A 21,254-nucleotide genomic window follows, 5' to 3' on the forward strand; every position below is an offset into this window, starting at 1 on the left:
CCCGAGGACGACACCCAGGAGTCCGACCCGCGCGTCGTCTGACCCGTTGCCCCCGCACCGACGCCCCGGTGCCGTCCGGCCCGGGGCGTCGGTGCGGGGGCAACGGGTCAGACGACGCGCGGGTCGGACTCCTGGGTGTCGTCCTCGGGGATGTGGACGTCCTGGACGGTCACGTTGATCTCGGCGACCTCCATGCCGGCGATGTGCTGGATGGCGTCGGCGACGGCGGAGCGCACGTCCTCGGCGACCTTCTGCAGCGGCGCGGGGTACTCGGCGACGATGGTGATGTCGGCGGCGACCTGGCGCTCGCCGACCTCGACCTTGACGCCCTGGCCGCGGTCGTCGTTGCCGATCGCATTGCGGATGGCGCCGATCGCTCGGGCCGCTCCTCCGCCGAGGGCGTGGACGCCCGGGACCTCGCGCGCGGCGATGCCGGCGACCTTGGCGATGACGCCGTCCTCGATCACGGTGCGTCCGGATCCGGTGCTGGTCTGACGGGTGGTGGTCGCGGTGGTCTCGGCCATGGTCTCCTCTTTCGCTCGGGGCCCGATCGCTCGATCAGGCGGGGTATGCAGGTAGGACGCTCCCTCGACGCCGAACGTCACGGTCGGATCCGGCCCGCCCAGGCAACTGCCAGAGAGGCGGGCCGGGCCGGGCCGGTCCTCTCAGGAACGCGGTCGACGCCCGTCGATTCGCCCTCGGCCCGGTGCTGTGGTGGCATGGAGCCGTGACCGACGCGACCGCCCCGCAGGCGCCCCTCCCCGATCGGACGGCCGCGCGCATGCGCCCGCGCGCCCTGCTCGTCCTGGCCCTGATCGGCGCGGTCGGCGGGACCCTGTCGGGCGCGTTCGGCGTCGGCGGCGGGATCGTGATGGTGCCGATGCTGATCGCGTGGGCCGGGATGGACCAGCGCCGCGCCTCCGCCACCTCGCTGCTCGCGATCGCTCCGACCTCGGTCGCCGGAGCGTTCGGCTACGCCCTCGCCGGCCAGGTCGCCTGGGTCCCGGCGGCGGTGATCGCGGCCGCGGCGATGCTCGGGGCGGTGGCCGGATCCTGGCTGCTCGCGCGGCTGCCTCTGGGCGTGCTGCGCTGGATGTTCGTGGCGCTGCTCGTGGCCGCGGCGGTGCGGATGGCCGTGTTCGGCTCGAACGACACCGGCGACGTCGCCGAGGGCTGGGGCGTGTGGCCCGGATTCGCGGGGCTCGGCATCGGGATGGGCGTCGCCTCCGGCCTCTTCGGCATCGGCGGCGGAGCGATCGCCGTGCCGGTCCTGGTCGGCGCCTTCGGGCTCGCGGACCTCCTGGCCAAGGGCACCTCGCTCGCCGCGATGATCCCCACGGCGGTCACCGGCTCGATCGCGAACGCCCGGCGCGGCCTGCTCGACGTGCGCGCGGGCCTCGTGGTCGGGCTCACCGCCACGGCGTTCTCCTTCGCCGGAGTGGCGCTCTCCTTCCTCCTGCCTGCGCGCGTGTCCGGGATCCTCTTCGCGGTCCTCCTCCTGCTCGCGGCGGTGCAGCTCGCCCTCCGCGGGCGGCGCCGCTGAGCCCTGCACGACGCGGACCCCCGCCGTCAACGCCCTGTCCGATCCGTCGCAGACGCTCGTAGCGTCGTCGCGATCGGGCGCGGGCCCGGAGGGGCGGGAGCACGATGGACCAGCAGCAGCAGCGCGATCAGCAGCACCGGCAGCAGCGGCGAGGGGGCGGCGCGAGCCTGCACCGGGACGTCGCACCCGGGGTGCACCGGCTCGAGCACGCCTGGACGAACCTCTACCTGATCGAGGAGGCGGGCCGGTTGACCGTCGTCGACGCCGGTCTCCCGAGGACGTGGCCGCACCTGGTCCGCGCGCTGGAGGTGCTCGGCCGCTCGCTCGGCGACATCGACGCCCTCGTGCTGACCCACGCGCACTTCGACCACCTCGGCGTCGCCCGCAGCCTCGTCCGCCGGGGCGTCCCCGTCCACCTGCACGCGGCCGACCAGCCGCTCGCCGCGCAGCCCTACTCCTACCGCCGCCAGCGCACGCCGTTCGTGTACCCGCTGCTGCACCCCTCCGCGATCCCGGTGCTCGGAGCGATGGCCCGTGCGGGCGCGCTCGCGGTGCCGCCCGTGCACGGGACCCTGCCGCTGACCGCCGGAGCGGTGCTCGACGTGCCCGGATCGCCCCGCGTGCTCGCGACTCCGGGGCACACCGACGGGCACGTCTCGCTGCACCTGCCCGAGCGCGACGCGGTGATCGGCGGAGACGCCCTGGTCACGCTCGACCCCTACTCCGCGCGCACCGGCCCGCACCTGGTCGCGCGCGCCGCGACCGCCGACACGGCGCAGTCCCTCGACTCGCTGCGGGTCCTCGCCGGGACCGGGGCGCGGACACTCCTGCCCGGCCACGGCGCGCCCTGGCGCCTGGGCGTCGCGGCGGCGGCCGAGCTCGCGGCGCGGACGCCGATCGCCTAGGGCGCGCCGCCGCAGGCCGCTCAGAGGCCGGTGGCCTGCCTCCCCGGCCGACCCGGCCCCGCAGCCGTGGCACCATCGGAGGTGATGTCGATCCCCGGTCCCGCATGAGCGCGGTCAGCTACCAGGCCGCGTCGATCCCCCTCCGCCTGGCCAGCGCCGGCATGGTCGTCGCCCTCCCCGTCCTCGCCGTCGAGCGTCTCGGCGACGTCGCGCTCGGCGGCGCCCTGACCGGAGCGGCGCTCTTCCCCGCCGTGATCGCCGCGCCGCTCGTCGGCACGGTGCTCGACCGGGTCCGCCGCCCCCGCCGGCTCCTGGTCGGCGCCGCGCTCACGACCGCCGTCGCCTTCGCGGTCGCCGCCTTCCTCGGCGAGGTGCCGACGCCGCTCATCGTGGTGCTGCTGCTCCTCGCGGGGCTCGCGACGCCCGTCTACATGGGCGGCATGTCGAGCTTCGTCACGAGCGCCATCCCGGAGCCGCGCCGCGCCTACGCGCAGGACTCGCTCTCGTACACGGTCGCCTCGATCAGCGGGCCGGCCATCGTGGGCCTCGCGGTCGAAGTCGGGGGAGCGCGGACCGCGATGCTCGCCATGGCGGTCCTCGCCCTCATCGGCGTCGTCGGGTCGCTCGGCCTCGCCATGGAGGCCCGTCCGGCGCCGACCGTCGGCGTGCTGCGGACGATCGTCGCGGGCGTCACCCACCTCGTGCGGCACCGTCCGATCGCGGTGGTCACCTCGGCGGGCACCCTCAGCCAGGTCGCGGGCGGAGCGGCGGGAGTCGCGGCGATCAGCCTCTCGGTGGAGCGGCTGGGCAGCACCGACGCCGCCGCGTGGATCCTGACCGCCTTCGCCGTGGGCGGCCTGCTCGGCGCCCTCGCCGTGGCGGCCCGCCGCTGGACCCGCCGTCCGCCGGCGTGGACCATGGGCGCCGCCTACATCGCGACCGGCGCCGTCCTCCTGGTCGCCGTCCCCGACCTGGGCGTCGTCGTGGCGATCGCCGCCTTCGCGGTCGCGGGCGTCTTCACGGCACCCTCGAACGCGGCGATGCTGCTGCTGCGCGACCAGGAGAGCCCCGCCGCCGTCCGCTCGCAGGTCTTCACGATCGGCGCGGGGCTGCGCTCCGCCGCCGCGGCCGTCGGCGCCGTGCTGGCGGGAGCGGCGGCCGGCCTCGGAGCCTCCTGGCTCGTCGCGGGGATCGCCGTGGTCTGGATCGGCTCCGGCCTGCTCCTGCGCCTGTTCCCCGCGCGCGACCGCGACTGACCCCGGCCGCGCGCGGAGCGCTCGGCGGGACCGGCACCACCCCGCGCGGGGATCGCGATCAGGCCGCGACGCCCGCCAGCGTGCCCGTGCTCGGCCCGTTCGGGTCGGTGATCATGCAGTTGATCGTCCGGTCGCCCGTGCCCCAGCTCTCGGCGGTCGGGTAGTAGTAGCTGAAGTCGTACGCCGAGTCCTGGTAGCCGATCCCGGTGAACGACTCGAACGCCGTGACGCAGTCGGTCTCGGCCTGCTCCGTCGCGACGGACTCGCCCGGGTACTCGTCGGCGTCGGCCATCGTCAGGTTCTGGAACACCTCGTAGACGTGCGGGTCGGTGCAGGGCACGGTCGGCACGTCGGTGACCTCGGTCGCCTCCTCGCTGAGCTCGCCGTTCAGGCAGTCGCCCACGCGCAGCTGGAAGACGTCGGTCGTCCCGCCCTCGGTGATCTCCCCGGTCTCGTCGTCGCGGGTCTCGCCTCCCATCAGGCCGTTCAGGCCCGAGCAGCCGGTCAGGCCAAGGGTGAGGGCCGCGCCGGCGGCCAGGACGAGGGCGGTTCTGCGGCGGTTCATGACGACTCCCGGGATCTGCTGCACGGAGGTGTTCCTGTGACGGCTCCCAGGCTAGGGGTGCAGGGCATCCGTCCCGAGGGGGATGCACTCGATCCGGATCTCCACTTTCCGGAGTAGCGGACGCTCAGCCCGGTCCGGTCGAATGGGGTCATGGCTCAGAAGACGGTCGCAGACCAGCTCATCGCTCAGCTCATCGACGCCGGCGTCTCCCGCATCTACGGGATCGTCGGCGACTCGCTGAATCCGATCGTCGACGCGGTGCGCCGCAGCGGCGGATCCGAGAAGGGAGGCATCGACTGGATCCACGTGCGCAACGAGGAGGCGGCCGCCTTCGCCGCCGGCGCGGAGGCGCAGCTCACCGGGCGCCTCGCCGTCTGCGCCGGCAGCTGCGGCCCCGGCAACCTGCACCTCATCAACGGCCTCTACGACGCGCACCGCTCCTCCGCCCCGGTGCTCGCCATCGCGAGCCACATCCCCAGCAACGAGATCGGCTCGTCCTACTTCCAGGAGACGCACCCGGACAGGCTCTTCGTCGAGTGCTCGAACTACCGCGAGCTGATCTCGACCGCCGCCCAGGCTCCGCGGGTCGTGAACGCCGCGATGCGCAGCGCGGTGGCGCTCCGCGGAGTCGCCGTGGTCACCCTCCCCGGCGACATCGCCGAGCTGGAGGCGGTCGACGGCTTCCCCGCGTTCGTGCTGCCGTCGATGCCCGTCCTGGTCCCCGCCGACGCCGACGTCCGCGCCCTCGCGGCTGCGATCGACCAGGCGCGGACCGTCGCGATCTTCGCGGGCGCCGGAGTGCAGAACGCGCACGACGAGGTCGTCGCCTTCGCCGAGCTGGTGGGCGCGCCCGTCGGGCACAGCCTGCGCGGCAAGGAGTGGATCCAGTACGACAACCCCTACGACGTCGGCATGACGGGCCTCCTCGGCTACGGAGCGGCTCACGCCGGCATGCACGACGCCGACCTGCTCCTCCTCCTCGGCACCGACTTCCCCTACGAGCAGTTCCTCCCTGACGCCTCGAAGGTCGTGATCGCTCAGGTCGACAGCGACGCCTCGAAGCTCGGGCGCCGCGTCAGCGTCGCGCACCCCGTCCACGGCGACGTGGCGGCGACCCTCACCGCGCTGAGCCCGCTCGTGCAGCGGAAGGACCACCGCTTCCTCGACAAGACGCTGAAGAAGCACGAGAAGCTGGTCACCGGAGTCGTCGGGAAGTACACCGAGGTCGGCACGCGCAGCCCGATCCACCCCGAGCTCGTCGCCTCCACGCTCGACGGCCTGCTCTCCGAGGACGCGATCGTCACCGCCGACACCGGCATGGGCAACGTCTGGCAGGCCCGCTACATCACCCCCAACGGGAAGCGGCGCCTGCTCGGCTCGTACATGCACGGGTCGATGGCGAACGCGCTGCCGCAGGCGGTCGGCGCGCAGCTCTCGCACCCCGGTCGCCAGGTCGTCTCGCTGAGCGGCGACGGCGGGCTCTCCATGCTGATGGGCGAGCTGGTCACGGTCGCCGCCTACCGGCTGCCCGTGACGATCGTCGTGTTCAACAACTCCACGCTCGGGCTGGTGAAGGTCGAGATGCTGGTCGACGGCTTCCCGGACTTCGCCGTCGACGTGCCGATGGTCGACTACGCGAAGGTGGCGGAGGCGATCGGCATCCGCGGAATCCGCGTCGAGGACCCGCGCGACGTGGAGGAGGCCCTCCGCTCGGCGCTCGCCGACGGCGGCCCGGTCCTCGTCGACGTGGTGACGGATCCGCTCGCCCTCTCGCTCCCGCCCACGATCACGGGCGCGCAGGTGAAGGGCTTCGCGCTGGCGGTCTCGAAGATCGTGATGAACGGAGGAGCGGGCGAGGCCGTCGCGCTGGCCCGCACCAACATCAAGCACGCTCTCCGATGATCGACGCCCGAGCGCTCGCGAGCGGCACCTGGTTCGTCCGGGGCTCCTCGCTGCCGCTCTGGCGCTCGCGGTCGGGGGTGGCGATCACGTACGCGCCGCTCCCGACCGGCGGGATCGGCGACGTCGTCAGCTGGCGCGGCCGCACGCGCTCGCACTACGTGGTCGGCATCGACACCCCCGACCCGCACGATCCGTCCGGCTTCCGCTGGCGCGGCGTCGAGCCGCTGACCCTCCTCGCCCGCAGCCGCTGGTCGTTCGTGGCCGCCGACGAGGAAGCGGGCTGGGCGCTCACCCGCTTCGCCCGGACGCCGTTCACGCCCGCCGGCGTCGACGTGTACGTCCGCAAGCCGCACCCGGCCCGCGGCGTCCTCGCGGCGGCGCTCGCCGCCTGCGCCGCCGACCCGCGCACGTCCGCGCTGCGCCCGCGCCTCTTCGAGGTCGCGCCCTGACTCCTGAGCGCGCGCCCTCCCGTGAGGCGTCACGAACGGCCGTCACCCTGCCCGGATGACGACCGTTCGCGACCCCTCGGCGGTCGTCGATGCGGAGCCCGGTCGGCGAGTGCTCGTCGCAGGCGCTCGACGGAGCGCTCGGGGTGGGGGACGAACTCGGCGCCGACGATGCGGACGCCGCGGACCCCGATCGAGGCGAGGTCGTCGTAGCGGCCGAGGTCGCGCGCGAAGCGCCGGTTGCTGGTGCGATGATCGTCGCCCTCGTACTCCCACGCGACCCGCTCCGCGGGGTACCAGCCGTCCGGCCGCCCGACGAAGACCCCGTCGGAGTCGAACAGCGGCTCCTGCAGCACCGGCTCCGGGAGCCCCGCCCGCATGGACGCGAGCCGGAACCGCGACTCCTGCCGCGACTCCGCCCCGTCGCGCACCAGAGCGAGCGCGGCGCGGAGTCGCACCGAGCCCCGACCGCGGAAGGCCGACACGCGCTCCCGCAGGTCGGGCAGAGGCACCCAGGGCCGTCGATCCGCCGGATCGCCGACGACCGGCGTGCGCACCAGCGCGTCGCCCACCGCGACGAGGTCGTCCGGCTCGAGGAGCGCGGAGAGATGGCAGAAGAGCGAGGCCGGATCGGTGAGGGGCAGTCCGCGGCGCAGGACGCGGCGGACGTCGGGATCGGCGAGGGCGTGGCCGACGACGTTCCGGTGCCGGGGAGCGCGTCCCGGCCGGCGGACGCTGACGTGCACCGGCTCGTCCGCAGCGGCGGGCGGGAGGTCGAGCGGCCAGAGCCGCGCCGCCGTCACGTGGCTCAGGAGAGCCTGCGGACCGACCAGCGCGAGGAGCGCCTGCGCGCGCAGGCGCGGGTCGGGGTCGGGGTCGGCGGTGCGGACCCCGTGGAAGGGCCGGTGGAGGTCGGAGCTGCGGAGCCGCCCGCGGCTCAGTCCGCTCGCGCGAGCGTCAGCGACGGTGAAGGCGCGGCCGCGGAGTCCGATCGGAAGCGGCGAGGGATCGTGCATCCGGCCACTGTCCCGCCTCCCGATCCTCGTGAACCGGTTCTCCACAGGTCGGATCCTGCGCCCCTCCCGCTCGACCGCGTCCAGGCGTCACGAACGGCCGTCATCCCGCTCGGATGACGACCGTTCGTGACCCCTCGGCGGGCCCCTGAAGCCCGCCGGGCGCGTCACTCGCCGAGCGTGATCGCCTGCGCCTCGACGAGCTCGGGCTCGGGCTCGTGGGCGTCGGCGCGGGCCAGGGTGCGGCGTCCGAGCAGCACGATCAGCGCGGCGACGGCGACGGCTCCGGCCGCGGCGTACATCGGGAAGGCCGGCGAGATCGCCGCGGCCAGGGCGGAGGCGGCGGGCGGGGCGATCGCGCCGCCGAGGAAGCGGACGCCGGAGTAGGCGGACGAGGCGACGGAGCGGGGCAGGTCGGTCGCCTCCATCACGCACTCGGTGAGCACCGTGTTGACGACTCCGAGCAGCAGGCCGCCGACGATGATGCAGACGATCAGGCCGACGCGCGACGAGATCACGAGGCCGCCGGCGATCAGGTCGAGCGCGAGCAGCAGCAGCACCGAGCGCAGCACGACGGTGCGCGGGAGGCGCCTGGTGAGCAGCGGAGCGACGAACACGGAGGTGATCGCCACGCCCAGGCCCCAGCCGAAGAACGTGAAGCCGAGGCCCATCTCGTCCAGCCCGAGCGGGTAGGGCGTGTAGGCGAGCAGCACGAAGAAGCCGATGTTGTAGAACAGGGCGGCGCCCGCCAGCGTGCGGATGGCCGGGACCTTGAGGGCCGCGAAGGGCGCCGAGAGCGGAGTCGGAGCGGGCCTCGGGCCGTCCTCGCGCAGGAGCGTCGCGATGGCGATGAAGCCGACGGCCATCAGCACGGCGGTCCCGAAGAACGGGCCGCGCCACGAGACGCTGCCGAGGAGCCCGCCGAGCAGCGGGCCGATGGCGATGCCGATGCCCAGCGCGGCCTCGTAGAGCACGATCGCCGCGGAGGAGCCTCCGCTCGCCGCGCCGACGATGGTCGACAGGGCGGTCGAGATGAACAGCGCGTTGCCGAAGCCCCAGCCCGCGCGGAAGCCGATGACGCCCTCGACGCTGCCCGCCGTGCCGGCGAGCGCGGCGAACACCACGATCAGCACCAGGCCGATCATGAGGGTCTTCTTGGCGCCGATGCGGCTGGAGAGCCAGCTGGTGAAGAACATCACGACGCCGGTGATGACGAGGTAGCTCGTGAAGAGAAGCGAGGTCTCGGTCGGAGTCGCCTGCAGGCTCTCGGCGATGGCCGGGAGGATCGGGTCGACCAGGCCGATCCCCATGAAGGCGATCACCGCGGCGAAGGCGACGGCCCAGACGGCCAGCGGCTGCTTCAGGATCGAGCCCTGGGCGGGCGAGTGGGGGGAGGTGGTCACGGCGTGGAGCCTTTCTCGGGGGAGGAGGGGACGGGGGTGCCGGCGATGCGGGCGACGCGGGCCTCGACGAGGGTCGCGGCGCGCTCGAGGGCGAGGCGGTCGTCCTCGTCGAGGTCCTCGAACAGCGGGGCCAGGGCGGCCTCGAGGCGGAGACGGTGCTCGGCGAGGGCGTCGAAGCCGGCGGGAGTGCCCTCGATCAGCCAGGCGCGGCCGTCGCCGGCGTCGTGGACGCGGCGGATCCAGCCGGCCTCGTCGAGCCGGGCGATGATGCCGGTCATCGTCGGCTGGGTGACGCGGACCCGCTCGGCGAGCTCGCCGAGGCGGGAGGGGGAGGCGGTGCGCAGCTCGGCGAGCGTCGACCAGACGGCTCCGGACTGCGCACCGAGCCCGGTCGCGCCGCTCGCCCGGCCCGCGAACCGCGTGAGGGCGGTGGCGGCGGAGGCGAGACGCACGGGGGCACTGGGATCGGGCACGAGAAACAATATAGCACGCCTATGTAGTTCAGTGGTGGGTGCCACGAGTCCGCCCTCCATCGGGCGCACTCACTGACGTTCTCCTCCGCTTCTGTGACAGGATCGTCCGTATTCGCGCGTCCACTCCCGCGATCACCGACGGAAAGAGAAGTCATGTCCCCCAGCGAGCACGACGTCGTCATGATCGGAGCCGGTGCCACCGGACTCACCGCGGCGCTCCGGCTGCAGCAGCACGGCCTCGACGTCGTCGTCGTCGAGGCGCGCGAGCGCGTGGGCGGGCGGCTCGAGACCCGCGTGGTCGACGGGCAGCTCCTCGAGCTCGGCGGCCAGTGGGTCTCGCCGGACCAGACGGCGCTCCTCGAGACCCTCGACGAGCTCGGCCTCGGCACCTACTCCCGCTACCGCGAGGGCGAGAGCGTCTACATCGGCGCCGACGGCTCCGCCCGCCGCTTCACCGGCGACATCTTCCCGGGGAGCGAGCGCACCGAGTCCGAGATCTCCCGTCTGATCGAGGTGCTCGACCGCCTCGTCGCCGAGACGGATCCGGCGGCGCCGTGGACGCACCCGCTCGCCCGCGACTACGACCGCATCACCTTCGCCGCCTGGCTGGAGCAGCAGAGCGACGACGAGGAGGCACGGGCCAACATCGCCCTCTTCCTCGCCGACGCCATGCTCACCAAGCCGGCGCACGCCTTCTCCCTCCTCCAGGCGCTCCTCATGGCCGCGAGCGCGGGGAGCTTCAGCAACCTGGTCGACGCCGACTTCATCCTCGACAAGCGCGTGATCGGCGGCCTCCAGCAGGTCCCGGAGCGGCTCGCCGAGCGCCTCGGCGCCGAGCGCGTCCTGCTCGGGCACCCGGTCCGCTCCGTCCGCCACGGCGACGACGGGGTCGAGGTGCGCGCCGACGGCGCCGTCCTCCGCGCCCGCCGCGCGATCGTCGCCGTGCCGCCGAACCTCGTCGGCCGCATCTCGTTCGACCCGCCGCTCCCGCGCCTGCGGCAGCAGGCCCTGCAGCACCAGTCGCTCGGCCTCGTGATCAAGGTGCACGCCACGTACGCCACGCCCTTCTGGCGCGCCGACGGCCTCTCCGGCACCGCGTTCAGCCCGCACTCGCTCGTGCACGAGGCCTACGACAACTCGAACCACGGGGAGGAGCGCGGCACCCTGGTCGGCTTCGTCTCGGACGAGAAGGCCGACCGCGTGCTCGCGCTCGACGAGGCGGTGCGGAAGGCCGCGATCCTCGACTCGCTCGCCGCCTACTTCGGCCCGGCCGCGCTCGATCCGGTCGTCTACTACGAGAGCGACTGGGCGTCCGAGGAGTGGACGCAGGGCGCGTACGCCGCGAGCTTCGACCTGGGCGGGCTGACCCGGTACGGCGCGCTGCAGCTGGAGCCGGTGGGTCCGCTCCGCTTCGGCACGAGCGACCTCGCCGCCGAGGGCTACCAGCACGTCGACGGCGCCATCCGCGTCGGCAGGCGCCTGGCACAGGAGATCATCGACGAGGACGGCGCGACCGCACCGGCCCCCCAGCGCGAAGGAGCACAGCCCGCATGAGCACCCACTACGCCGTGATCGACCCGGCCACGGGAGAGACCCTCCGCGAGTACCCGACCCTCGGCGACGCCGAGCTGACCGCGGCGATCGGCTCGGCGCAGGACTCGTACTCCTCGTGGTCGCGGACCGTGCCCGTCGCGACCCGCGCGGCGCTGATCGCCCGCGTGGCAGAGCTGCACGTCGAGCGCGCCGACGAGCTCGCGGCGATCATCGTCCGCGAGATGGGCAAGCCGCTCGACCAGGCGCAGGGCGAGGTCGGCTTCGCCGCCGACATCTACCGCTACTACGCCGAGAACGGCGAGGCCTTCCTCGCCGACGAGCCGATCGAGCTCGCCGAGGGCACCGGCTCCGCGCTGATCCGCCGCGCCGGGCTGGGCGTGCTGCTGGGCATCATGCCGTGGAACTTCCCCTACTACCAGGTGGCCCGCTTCGCCGGCCCGAACGTGGTCGCGGGCAACACGATCCTGCTCAAGCACGCGCCGCAGTGCCCGGAGTCGGCCGCCGCCATCGCCGACATGTTCCGCACCGCGGCCGAGGAGCTGGGTGCGCCCGCCGGCGTCTACGTGAACCTCTACGCCACGAACGAGCAGGCCGCGACCGTCATCGCCGACCCCCGGGTCCAGGGCGTCTCCGTCACCGGTTCCGAGCGAGCCGGCGCGGCCGTCGCGGAGCTCGCGGGCCGGCACCTGAAGAAGGTCGTGCTCGAGCTCGGCGGCTCCGACCCGTTCGTGCTCCTGTCGACCGACGACCTCGACAAGGCGGTCGAGGACGCGGTCGCCGCGCGCCTGGACAACAACGGCCAGTCCTGCAACGCCGCGAAGCGCTTCATCGTGATCGACGAGCTGTACGACGCGTTCGCCGAGAAGTTCACGGAGGCGTTCACTCGCGCCCAGCCGGCCGATCCGTTCGCGGAGGGCACCCTCCTCGGCCCGCTCTCCTCCTCCGCCGCGACGGAGCGACTCGAGGCGCAGCTGGCGGCCGCGCGCGAGCAGGGGGCCACCGTCCGCGCCAGCGGCGAGGTGACCGGCAACTTCTTCCCGCCCGCCGTGCTCGAGGGCGTCACGCCCGAGATGGACGCCTACCGCGAGGAGTTCTTCGGCCCCGTCGCCGCGCTCTACCGCGTCCGCGACGAGGACGAGGCGATCGCCCTCGCGAACGACACCCCCTACGGCCTCGGCTCCTACCTCTACACGACCGACCAGGAGCAGGCGCTGCGCCTGGCGGACCGGATCGACGCCGGCATGGTCTGGATCAACCTCGTCCTCGGCGACGCGGCCGAGCTGCCCTTCGGCGGCGTGAAGCGCTCGGGCACCGGCCGCGAGATGGGCCGCCCCGCCCTCGAGGAGTTCGTGAACAAGAAGCTCATCCGCATCGCGTGAGACGGGCGCGGGCCGGGCCCCGGAGTCGATCCGGAGCCCGGCCCGCAGCCGCTCGGCGTGCGCCCGCTCACTTCTTCGTCAGCGACGACTCCTTGTGCGCGGCCTTCGCGTCGGTCTTGTCGCTCTGCACGATCCAGTAGGGCTCGTCGTCCGAGGCGTTGAACTTCTGCCCCTCGAACTGGAACTCCTTGGTCTTCTTCTCGACCAGCTCGCCGTGGGTCTCGCCCTGCGAGGTGTTCCAGCTGATCTTGTCGCCCTTCTTCACGAGGCGGCTCCTCTCTCTCGGTCGCGCCGGAGCGCGGTGGTCCCCTCGCGCGGGAGCGCGATGGTGGTGGTGACGTCGACGATCGCCGGGGCGGCGGGCGCCGACGAGAAGCCGAACCGCACGGGCGGCGAGAGCGGGCGCAGCGGGCCGAGGTCCTCCTCCGCCAGCACGGCGTGGACGCCCTCGACGCGGCGGATCGCCCGCACGCCGTAGTACTCGCGGCGTCCGTACCCTGCCGACCCGGCCGTGCTCACTCCGCGGACGAGCAGGGAGGCGACCGGCGAGATCGCGGTCAGCCATGCCGGGTGCTCGGCGAGCGGTCGCGGAACGATCCGCAGCAGCCGGCCGAGCGCAGTGAGACCGCCGAGCTCCAGTCGCACCGCGAGCGGTCCGGCCGCGACGGACAGGCCGCCCGCGATCCTCCGCCACGACACCGGCGCGATCCGCACCTCGTCGAACGCGTACGTCGACCCGATGAAGTCCGCGACCTCGCGGGTCGGTGCGATCAGGACGCGGTGGCCGTCGCCGTCCTCGACCATCGCGTCGGCGAACGGGCCGAAGGGGGTGTCCTCCCAGAGGCCCAGCACGATCCTCGTGCCCGAGGACGTGCCGAACCCCGCGATGCGCCCGCCGAAGCGGAGGAGCCGCGGGGTCCGGCCGGTCATCAGGAGGCCGAGCGCAGCAGCGTGAACGAGCCGTCGCGGACGATCAGCGTGGTGACCTCGCCCTCGACGACCTGCTCCGGGTCGCTCGAGGCGGCCAGCGTCCACTCGGCGCCGGGCGCCTCGGGAACTGTGAACTCGACGCCGTTCTCCGCCGCGTTCAGCAGCAGGGCGAAGCTCGCGCTGCCCCCGTGCTCGAACACGAAGGTGATCGAGCGGGCGTCGGGGTTGTCCCAGTCCTCGTCGGCGAAGCCCTGCGCGTCGGAGCGGAGGATGTCGACCGTGTCGGGGCCGCCGTCGCCGGGGGCGCGGCGGAACCACTTCGGGCGCAGCGCCGGCTCCGCGGCGCGGAGGGCGATCAGCTCGCGGGTGAAGGCGAGCAGCTCGCGGTCCGCGTTCTCCCAGTCGAACCACGAGATCTCGTCGTCCTGGCAGTAGGCGTTGTTGTTGCCGCCCTGCGTGCGGGCGATCTCGTCGCCGCCCAGGATCATCGGCACGCCGGCCGAGAGCAGCAGCGTCGCGAGGAAGTTGCGGCGCATGCGGTCGCGGCGCTCGTTGACCGCCTCGTTCTCGGTCGGGCCCTCGGCGCCGTTGTTGGAGGAGCGGTTGTCGCTCTCGCCGTCGTTGTTGTCCTCGCCGTTGGCCGCGTTGTGCTTGCGCGAGTACGCGGTGAGGTCGGCGAGGGTGAAGCCGTCGTGCGCGGTGACGAAGTTGATGCTGGAGACCGGCGAGCGGCGGTCGGCCTCGTACACGTCGGGGGAGCCGAGGACGCGCTGCGCGGTCGTGCCGAGCACCGAGTCGGCGCCGTTCCAGAAGTCGCGCACGTCGTCGCGGAACTTCCCGTTCCACTCCGACCAGTCCGCGGGGAAGCCGCCGACCTGGTAGCCGGCGGTGTCCCACGGCTCGGCGATCATCTTGACGGGCGCGAGCACCGGGTCCTGCGCGATCAGGTCGAGGAAGGCGCTGTGCACCTCGGCCTCGCCGGTCTGGCGGGTGAGGGTGGTGGCGAGGTCGAAGCGGAAGCCGTCGATGTGCATCTCGGTCACCCAGTAGCGCAGCGAGTCCATGATCAGACCGAGCGCGGCCGGGTGGGCGACGTTGAGGCTGTTGCCGGTGCCGGTGGTGTCGAAGTAGTTCGCGCGGTCCTCCTCCACCAGTCGGTAGTAGGAGCCGTTGTCGATGCCCTTGAACGAGAGGGTGGGGCCCTTGTCGTTGCCCTCGGCGGTGTGGTTGTAGACCACGTCGAGGATGACCTCGAGGCCGGCCTCGTGGAACGCCTTGACCATGGCCTTGAACTCGTCGACCTGCGAGCCGTCGTCCCCGGCGTGCGAGTACTCGTTGTGCGGCGCGAAGAAGCCGAGGGAGTTGTAGCCCCAGTAGTTGCGCAGGCCCTTCTCCTCGAGGTGCGAGTCCTGCACGAACTGGTGCACGGGGAGCAGCTCGACCGAGGTCACGCCCAGGTCGGTGAAGTGCTTGATCGCGGCGGGGTGCGCGAGGCCGCGGTAGGTGCCGCGGATGTCCTCGGGCACGTCGGGGTGCAGCTTCGTGAAGCCCTTCACGTGCACCTCGTAGACGACGGTCTCCTCGAGCGGGATGCGCGGCGCGGTGTCGCCGCTCCAGTCGAAGGAGTCGGGGTCGGTGACGACGCAGCGGGGGACCGCGTGCGCGGAGTCGGCGTCATTGCGGGAGTCGGCGTCCTCGTAGAACTGGCCGAAGACGTCCTCGGACCAGGTGTACGAGCCCTCGATCGCGGTGGCGTGCGGGTCGAGGAGGAGCTTGGCGGCGTTGTGGCGGAGGCCGTTGGCGGGGTCCCAGGGGCCGTCGACGCGCAGTCCGTAGCGGGTGCCGATGCCCATCTCGCGGACGAGGCCGTGGAAGACGTGGCCGGTCCGCTCGGTGAGGGCGACGCGGGTCTCTGCTCCGGACTCGTCGAAGAGGCAGACCTCGACGCTGTCCGCGGTCTCGGAGTAGACGGCGACGTTGGCGCCGGCGTCGCCGCGGAGGGAGACGCCGAGGGGATACGGGAAGGAACGGGGGGATGCGGGCATGCGTCCATCCTGACCGGGCGGCTCCGGGAGCTTCGCGCCCTTGTCGCCGCGCCCGCCTCCCGCTAATCTTCCAGGCCCTCCCTTCGACACGGCGCCCTCCGCGGGCATATAGTCAGCTGGCTTACTAAATCATCGGAGGAGAGCGTCGTGCGCAACCGCAAGTGGATCGGGCTGGTCGTCATCAGCCTCGGAGTGGCGACGATCATCGTCGACTCGACCATCGTCAACGTCGCCATCCCGTCGATCGTCGCCGATCTCGGGATCACCTCGACCCAGGTGCAGTGGGTGCAGGAGTCGTACACGCTCGTGTTCGCCGCGCTCCTGCTGGTCTTCGGCACCCTCGCCGACCGCTGGGGCCGGCGCCGCGTGCTGATCGTCGGCGTCTCGCTCTTCGCGCTCTCCTCCGTCGCGGCGGCCCTCGCTCCGACCGGCGACCTGCTGATCCTCTCCCGGGTCGTTCAGGGCGTCGGAGGAGCGATGGTGCTGCCGACGACCCTCTCGCTGATCAACGCCACCTTCCGCGGGCGCGAGCGCGCCATCGCCTTCGCTGTCTGGGGCTCGACCATCGGCGGCATGACCGCGGTCGGCCCGCTGCTCGGCGGCTGGCTCACCACCGACTTCTCGTGGCGCTGGGCGTTCGGCATCAACATCCCGCTCGGCGTGATCATCGTGGTCGGAGCGCTGCTGTTCGTCGACGAGTCGCGGCAGCCCGACGGGCGGAGGGTCGACCTCGTCGGCGCCGCGCTCTCGATCATCGCCTCCGCCTCCCTGGTGTTCGCCCTGATCGAGGGGCGCACCCTCGGCTGGTGGGGCGTCGACGAGCGCCTGAGCGTCGGCGGCTGGAGCTGGCCGCTCGGTCTCTCGCCGGTCCCGATCGCGTTCGCCGTCGCGGTGCTCGCCGGGGTCGCCTTCGTCCTCTGGGCGCGGGCCCGCGAGCGCGCCGGGCGCTCGTCGATGCTCGCGATCGGGCTCTTCCGCCTCGCCTCGTTCCGCAACGGCAACCTCGCCGCGATGATCGTCTCCCTCGGCGAGTTCGGGATCATCCTGGCGCTGCCGATCTGGCTCCAGAGCGTCCTCGGCTACACGGCCGTGCAGACCGGCCTGGTGCTCCTCGCGCTCGCGCTCGGCTCCTTCGTCGCCTCGGGCTTCGCCGGCGCCTTCGGCAACAGGGTCGCGCCGGTGCTGATCGTGCGGGTGGGCCTCGCGGCCGAGATCGTCGGCGTCGCGGGCATCGGCCTGGTCGTCTCCGACTCCACCCCGTGGTGGGCCCTCGTCCCGTTCCTCGCCGTCTACGGCTTCGGCGTCGGCCTCGCGACGGCGCAGCTGACCGGGGTCGTGCTCCGGGACGTGCCCGTCGAGCTCAGCGGGCAGGGCTCGGGCACGCAGTCGACCGCGCGGCAGATCGGCTCGGCGCTGGGCATCGCCGTGCTCGGGACGATCCTCTACACCTCGACCGCGGGGGTCCTCACGACCTCGCTCGAGCAGCAGGGCCTCCCCGCGGAGCAGGTCGCGAGCACCGTCAACGCGGTGGTCGACTCCTCCGGCGCCGCGATCGCCGGGCTGGCCGCCTCACCGGACACCGCCGACGCTGCCCGGGCGGCGGGCGAGGCGTTCTCGGACGGCACGCGCTACGCGGCCTTCGCGGCCGCCGGGTTCCTCGCCGTCGGCTTCCTGGCCACGCTCTCGCTCGGCCGCCCGGCAGAGGAGGAGGAGCCGGAGGTCAGCTCAGCGGAGCCGAGTCGTCGGCGGTGAAGACGATCTTGCCGATCGTGCTGTCGGCTCCGGTCGCTCGGCGCGACAGCACGTCGACGACGTCGCCCAGCGGATGCACGGCGCCCGGCCGGGGCCGCAGCTCGCCGGAGGCGGCGAGCGAGACCGCGCGCCCGATCCGCTCCGCCGTCGCCACCACGATCATGGTGCGCACCCGCGGGCGGTCGCGGCGGACGAGGCCCGTCGCCTGCGAGACCAGCGCCGGACCGCTCGGCACCAGCGTCGCGATGCGCCCGCCCTCGGCCAGGAGGATCGCCGCGTCGTCGACCGGCAGGTGGCCGGAGACGTCGACGACCACGTCGAAGCGGCCGCCCAGCACCCCGAGGTCGAGCGCGCGGTAGTCGTGCGGCTCGGCGCCGAGCGAGCGGAGGAGGTCGGCGGAGGCGGCCGAGCCGGTGGCCGCGACCGTGCATCCCGCCCGCACCAGCAGCTGGATCGTCGGATCGCCGATGGCTCCCGAGCCGCCGCTGACGAGGACGCGCTCGCCGGCGCGCACGTGCAGTGCGTCGACCAGGCCCACCGCGGTTCCGCCCGACATCGCGAGCGTGACGGCCTCGACGAAGCCGAGGGAGTCGGGCATCGGGACGAGCGAGCGGCTGCGCGCGATGGACGCGTCGGCGAAGGCGTCGCCGTCGCGGGTCATCCCCACCACGCGGTCGCCGATCGCGACCGAGTGCGACCCCGGGCCGAGCGCCTCGACGGTGCCGGCGATGTCGAGCCCGAACCCGTAGGGGCGGGAGCGGCCGACGGCCATGATCCGCGCGGAGCCGGACAGGATCTTCTCGTCGGTCGCGTTGATGCTCGCCGCGCGCGTGCGCACCAGGACCTCGCCGCGACCCGGCATGGGCACCGGCGCTTCCCGCCACGAGAGCAGATCGGGCCCGCCGAACCTGTCGTACCCGAGTCGTCGCATGTCGCTCCCGTCGTCCGTGCCAGCCCCCCGAGCCTAGGGCGTGGCCGCTGAGCGGAGGCGTCGCGGGAGCCCGGCGGAACCCCCTCCGGTGCCCGCGGGCCCGGTGCTACCGTGGCGGCCATGAGCGCAGACGACAGCCCCGAGTTCGCAGGCTTCGAGGCCACCCCCTCCACCGATGCGGAGAAGGCCGACGACGTCCGCCCCGCCGACGCCGAGGTCGAGGAGAACACGACGGCCGACGAGAGCCGCGACCCGGACCACGGCTACGACCCGATGAGCGAGAGCGGCTCCGAGAACGCTCCCGAGGACGAGGTCGGCCCCCGCGAGGACGAGGAGGGCCTGCTTCCCCCCGGCAGCACCGCCGAGGGAGCCGGCACCGCGCTCGGCGCCGACGCGGTCGAGGGCGGCGAGCCCCTGGGCGAGAACGCGAGCGCCGGCACCCCCGGCCAGCTCGCCGACGAGCGCTGGCGCACCAACGGCATCAACCCGCTGGGGTGAGCCTTCTTCCGCGGCGGTCCCCGCCCGCCGCGGCGCAGTCGGCTACTCGGGATGGCCGGGCGGGTGGAGCGTCCTGGGTCCAGCTACGACGGAACGCTGACACGCGTTCCGCCGGTTCGCCTCGCGGACACAGCGGCGGTGGACGCCCGGCCGCGCGGGCCATCGACTCCTCCGACCACGACCACGGTGGCGCGCCGCGTCGAGGCGAACCGTCGAAACGCGTGTCAGCGTTTCGGCGTAGCCGGTCGCGACCCGCTCCACCTGCCCGGCCGTCTGCGGGAGCCGACCGCGCCGCGGCGGGCGGGGACCGCCGCGGTAACGACCACCGCCGGACGCGACACGCTCCACCTGCCCGGCCTTTCCTGGGAGCCGACCGCGCCGCGGCGGGCGGGGACCGCCGCGGGAGCGACCACCGCCTGAGGCGAACCGTCGAAACGCGTTCCAGCGTTTCGGCGTAGCCGGACGCGACACGCTCCACCTGCCCGGCCTTTCCTGGGAGCCGACCGCGCCGCGGCGGGCGGGGACCGCCGCGGCAGTGAACACCGCACACAGCTGGCGTTCCGGTTGCTCGGAGGAGGAGCAGGGGTGGGCGCCGTAGCGTTCCGGGAGCGCGGCACGCCGGTCGCGCGGACGGGGAGTCCCATGTCGTTGTTCCTGAACCGCACTCGGGAGGTCCGATGGACCGAGGACGAGAGGCGGGCGCTGGCCGAGGCGGTGGCGGAGGACCGGGCCGACGCCTGGCGCGGAGTGGGTGCGCTCGATCGCACCGTCGTCGTCTCGACCGAGGATCCGGGCGTCCGCGGCGGTGCGCGCTGGCCCACCGATCACCGTGCGTTCCTGCGCGTCGACCGCGGCGCCTCCGTGGTGCTCGCTACCGACGGGCTGAGCGATCCCTTCGACCGGCTCGCGCATCCCGGCACCGGTCTCGGCCTCGAGCTGTGCCTCGAGACGTCCGCCGTCCGCGGTGTCCCCACCGCCGAGCTCTGGAACCACTGGCACTTCCGCCTGCTGTACGAGGCCGCCCGACGGGCCGCCCTGCAGGGGGTGTGCTGCCGCAGCTCCCTCGACACGGCGCGGCTCGCGAACGTCGCGGCGCCGCCCGCCTGGACCGATGAGCAGGGCACCGTCGGTGTCCTCCTGGGCCTGCGCAGCCCCGGCCTGCCCGAGCGGCTCGACCTGGCGACCGGTCACGCCGACCTGGTCACCCTCACGCCGCTGCGGCCGCAGGAGCACGCCCGGGCGTCGGTCGACGCGGGCGCCCGTGCCGAGATCGCCGAGCGCCTCCGGGCCCTGCCGCACGAGGAGTTCGTGCACACGGCCCGGCCGCTCGTGGTCTGAGGAGCGTCGCGGGTCAGGAGCCCTCGGCCGGCTCCGGCACCACGGTCATCTCGCCGGTGTTGTTCGCGCTCGCGATGAACTGCTCGATCCACAGGCGGTTGAGCGACGGGCGCTTGCTGCCGTGGAACCGGAAGTGCAGCGGAGTCGTCGGGTGCACCCAGACGGAGCTGCGGCCGTAGCCGGACGACTCCGGCTCGCTCCAGGAGAGGCTGAACGACTCGTTCCGCCGCATCTTGGTGAACATCGCGACCTTGAGGTGCGCGAGGAGCCGGTCCTCGAAGTCGATCTCGAGTGATTGCGGTCCGTAGATCAGTCGTCCCATTGTCTCCGCCGTGAAGTCGTGCCGACGCGCCGGAGTCCCGGACGGCGTCGCGGGCTCCGTGAGCTCGGGAGCCGCCACGGAGAGGATACCGATCCTGCGACCCGGAGGGGTGACACGGCTCTCGCCTCCGCCGGCCGGGGGCGGGATCACCCCGTCAACGACGGACGCCCCGCCGACCGGATCCGGGGATCCTGGTCGACGGGGCGTCGGAAGTCGGAGATTACTCGCCGACGCCGCGGATGTTCGCGGCCTGCGGGCCCTTGCGGCCCTGCTCGACGTCGTACTCGACGTGCTGGTTCTCGACGAGCTCGCGGTAGCCCTGCTTCGCGATGGCGGAGAAGTGCGCGAACACGTCGGCGCCTCCGTCGTCGGGAGCGATGAAGCCGAAGCCCTTTTCGGAGTTGAACCACTTAACGGTGCCAGTAGGCATTTCTTTTCCTTATGTGTTAATGACGCCGACCGGGGCCGGCGTCGTCAGAGTCCGCACGAGTGTGCGGTACCCGCTCGACTCGGCCTCCGCGGGTGAAACACGCGTCTGCCGGAGTCGTCCGGGTCGTCTAGGGGCTGAGCTCGCGCCTCCGGGGGAGGGCGGCTCTGCGGGGGAGAACGTCCCGCGGACCGGGCGAGCCGGTGGAGCGGGGGTCGAACGAGGAACGGCGCGGCTTCCGCGGCGTCCTGTGAAGGGCGGTACCCGCGTGCGAGGCGGGCGTTCGAACCGGACGACCGAGGACGATGCTCTCGGTCGCTGCGGTCTCTATCAGGGGCTGAGTCTCTTCGTCGTCGTGCGACTTCTCAGCCGTGGAATTCGGGCGATCGCCCAGGAGATGACTCGACTCTACGGGATCACGGCCCTTGAGCGCGACCGCTCGCGTCACACTGAGCGCCGATCCGCCTGCGCTGGACGGCCGGAAGGCCCGCTGGAGCGGGTCGCGGTGTGCCACGATACGACTCGGAACGTGCCGCCCACCGCCTCGACGCGGCCGACGCCGGACTCTGCGC

At 73.3% G+C, this 21,254-nt stretch carries 21 protein-coding genes; 10 read left to right on the plus strand and 11 right to left on the minus strand.

Going from position 1 to position 21,254, the window contains the following annotated elements:
- Nucleotides 1-107 precede the first annotated feature (107 nt).
- Nucleotides 108-524, minus strand: coding sequence for an Asp23/Gls24 family envelope stress response protein (locus tag C5C10_RS16050; RefSeq protein WP_104283097.1), 417 nt, complete (start codon nt 522-524; stop codon nt 108-110).
- 203 nt (nt 525-727) lie between these two features.
- Here C5C10_RS16050 and C5C10_RS16055 point away from each other — a divergent pair, with 203 nt between their 5' ends.
- The 3 genes from C5C10_RS16055 to C5C10_RS16065 all read left to right on the plus strand — a co-directional run bounded on the left by C5C10_RS16055 (nt 728) and on the right by C5C10_RS16065 (nt 3,704).
- Entirely contained in the window at nt 728-1,543 is an 816-nt protein-coding gene (locus C5C10_RS16055) for a sulfite exporter TauE/SafE family protein (RefSeq protein WP_104233037.1), read from the plus strand.
- Nucleotides 1,544-1,647: 104 nt separating this feature from the next.
- Nucleotides 1,648-2,448 (plus strand): MBL fold metallo-hydrolase, encoded by an 801-nt coding sequence (locus C5C10_RS16060; RefSeq protein ID WP_104329761.1) that lies wholly within the window; start codon nt 1,648-1,650, stop codon nt 2,446-2,448.
- A gap of 104 nt (nt 2,449-2,552) precedes the next feature.
- On the plus strand, nt 2,553-3,704 hold the full coding sequence (locus C5C10_RS16065) for an MFS transporter (protein WP_104329762.1): 1,152 nt from the start codon (nt 2,553-2,555) through the stop codon (nt 3,702-3,704).
- 58 nt (nt 3,705-3,762) lie between these two features.
- Here C5C10_RS16065 and C5C10_RS16070 read toward each other — a convergent pair whose 3' ends face one another.
- The gene (locus C5C10_RS16070) at nt 3,763-4,293 is read right to left on the minus strand and encodes a septum formation family protein (RefSeq protein WP_244230582.1); all 531 of its coding nucleotides are present in this window, start codon (nt 4,291-4,293) and stop codon (nt 3,763-3,765) included.
- 126 nt (nt 4,294-4,419) lie between these two features.
- Here C5C10_RS16070 and C5C10_RS16075 point away from each other — a divergent pair, with 126 nt between their 5' ends.
- Both C5C10_RS16075 and C5C10_RS16080 read left to right on the plus strand, forming a co-directional pair.
- A complete protein-coding gene (locus tag C5C10_RS16075; protein ID WP_104329763.1) occupies nt 4,420-6,171 on the plus strand; it encodes a pyruvate dehydrogenase in 1,752 nt (583 codons plus the stop codon).
- Nucleotides 6,168-6,620, plus strand: coding sequence for a hypothetical protein (locus tag C5C10_RS16080; RefSeq protein WP_104329764.1), 453 nt, complete (start codon nt 6,168-6,170; stop codon nt 6,618-6,620). Before C5C10_RS16075 ends, C5C10_RS16080 begins: the two co-directional genes overlap by 4 nt.
- Before the next feature lie 29 nt (nt 6,621-6,649).
- Here the strand turns inward: C5C10_RS16080 and C5C10_RS16085 are convergent, their stop codons facing one another.
- The 3 genes from C5C10_RS16085 to C5C10_RS16095 all read right to left on the minus strand — a co-directional run bounded on the left by C5C10_RS16085 (nt 6,650) and on the right by C5C10_RS16095 (nt 9,506).
- Nucleotides 6,650-7,633: a hypothetical protein gene (locus tag C5C10_RS16085; protein WP_104329765.1), complete on the minus strand. Its 984-nt coding sequence runs from the start codon at nt 7,631-7,633 to the stop codon at nt 6,650-6,652.
- A 164-nt stretch (nt 7,634-7,797) separates the two neighbouring features.
- Nucleotides 7,798-9,033: an MFS transporter gene (locus tag C5C10_RS16090; protein ID WP_104329766.1), complete on the minus strand. Its 1,236-nt coding sequence runs from the start codon at nt 9,031-9,033 to the stop codon at nt 7,798-7,800.
- Nucleotides 9,030-9,506 (minus strand): MarR family winged helix-turn-helix transcriptional regulator, encoded by a 477-nt coding sequence (locus C5C10_RS16095; protein WP_146084654.1) that lies wholly within the window; start codon nt 9,504-9,506, stop codon nt 9,030-9,032. Before C5C10_RS16095 ends, C5C10_RS16090 begins: the two co-directional genes overlap by 4 nt.
- A gap of 153 nt (nt 9,507-9,659) precedes the next feature.
- Here C5C10_RS16095 and C5C10_RS16100 point away from each other — a divergent pair, with 153 nt between their 5' ends.
- Together C5C10_RS16100 and C5C10_RS16105 are read left to right on the plus strand one after the other, a co-directional pair.
- Nucleotides 9,660-11,060, plus strand: coding sequence for an NAD(P)/FAD-dependent oxidoreductase (locus tag C5C10_RS16100; RefSeq protein ID WP_104329768.1), 1,401 nt, complete (start codon nt 9,660-9,662; stop codon nt 11,058-11,060).
- Complete coding sequence (locus C5C10_RS16105) at nt 11,057-12,439, plus strand: NAD-dependent succinate-semialdehyde dehydrogenase (RefSeq protein ID WP_104329769.1); 1,383 nt, start codon at nt 11,057-11,059, stop codon at nt 12,437-12,439. The genes C5C10_RS16100 and C5C10_RS16105 overlap by 4 nt, the downstream gene beginning before the upstream one ends.
- 67 nt (nt 12,440-12,506) lie before the next feature.
- On the opposite strand, the gene C5C10_RS16110 is transcribed toward C5C10_RS16105, so the two are convergent.
- The 3 genes from C5C10_RS16110 to glgX are packed head-to-tail and all read right to left on the minus strand — an operon-like array spanning nt 12,507 to nt 15,414.
- Nucleotides 12,507-12,704: a DUF2945 domain-containing protein gene (locus C5C10_RS16110; RefSeq protein ID WP_056866275.1), complete on the minus strand. Its 198-nt coding sequence runs from the start codon at nt 12,702-12,704 to the stop codon at nt 12,507-12,509.
- The gene (locus C5C10_RS16115) at nt 12,701-13,369 is read right to left on the minus strand and encodes a hypothetical protein (RefSeq protein WP_104329770.1); all 669 of its coding nucleotides are present in this window, start codon (nt 13,367-13,369) and stop codon (nt 12,701-12,703) included. Before C5C10_RS16115 ends, C5C10_RS16110 begins: the two co-directional genes overlap by 4 nt.
- Nucleotides 13,369-15,414 (minus strand): glycogen debranching protein GlgX, encoded by a 2,046-nt coding sequence (gene glgX / locus C5C10_RS16120; RefSeq protein ID WP_104329771.1) that lies wholly within the window; start codon nt 15,412-15,414, stop codon nt 13,369-13,371. Before glgX ends, C5C10_RS16115 begins: the two co-directional genes overlap by 1 nt.
- A gap of 147 nt (nt 15,415-15,561) precedes the next feature.
- On the opposite strand from glgX, the gene C5C10_RS16125 reads away from it, so the two are divergent.
- Nucleotides 15,562-17,166, plus strand: coding sequence for a DHA2 family efflux MFS transporter permease subunit (locus C5C10_RS16125; RefSeq protein ID WP_104329772.1), 1,605 nt, complete (start codon nt 15,562-15,564; stop codon nt 17,164-17,166).
- Here C5C10_RS16125 and C5C10_RS16130 read toward each other — a convergent pair.
- Nucleotides 17,135-18,097, minus strand: coding sequence for an NADP-dependent oxidoreductase (locus C5C10_RS16130; RefSeq protein ID WP_104329773.1), 963 nt, complete (start codon nt 18,095-18,097; stop codon nt 17,135-17,137). The two genes, C5C10_RS16125 and C5C10_RS16130, sit on opposite strands and share 32 nt — an antisense overlap.
- 120 nt (nt 18,098-18,217) lie before the next feature.
- Here C5C10_RS16130 and C5C10_RS16135 point away from each other — a divergent pair, with 120 nt between their 5' ends.
- Nucleotides 18,218-18,595: a hypothetical protein gene (locus C5C10_RS16135; protein ID WP_104314845.1), complete on the plus strand. Its 378-nt coding sequence runs from the start codon at nt 18,218-18,220 to the stop codon at nt 18,593-18,595.
- Nucleotides 18,596-19,237: 642 nt separating this feature from the next.
- A complete protein-coding gene (locus tag C5C10_RS16140) occupies nt 19,238-19,933 on the plus strand; it encodes a hypothetical protein (RefSeq protein ID WP_104329774.1) in 696 nt (231 codons plus the stop codon).
- A gap of 13 nt (nt 19,934-19,946) precedes the next feature.
- Here C5C10_RS16140 and C5C10_RS16145 read toward each other — a convergent pair whose 3' ends face one another.
- A complete protein-coding gene (locus C5C10_RS16145) occupies nt 19,947-20,255 on the minus strand; it encodes a hypothetical protein (protein ID WP_104226101.1) in 309 nt (102 codons plus the stop codon).
- 220 nt (nt 20,256-20,475) lie between these two features.
- Nucleotides 20,476-20,685: a cold-shock protein gene (locus tag C5C10_RS16150; RefSeq protein ID WP_055786246.1), complete on the minus strand. Its 210-nt coding sequence runs from the start codon at nt 20,683-20,685 to the stop codon at nt 20,476-20,478.
- Between the last annotated feature and the right edge of the window lie 569 nt (nt 20,686-21,254).

The sequence above is a fragment of the Rathayibacter sp. AY1A3 genome (genome assembly GCF_002930975.1).
In the GTDB taxonomy this organism is placed as follows: Bacteria; Actinomycetota; Actinomycetes; order Actinomycetales; family Microbacteriaceae; genus Rathayibacter.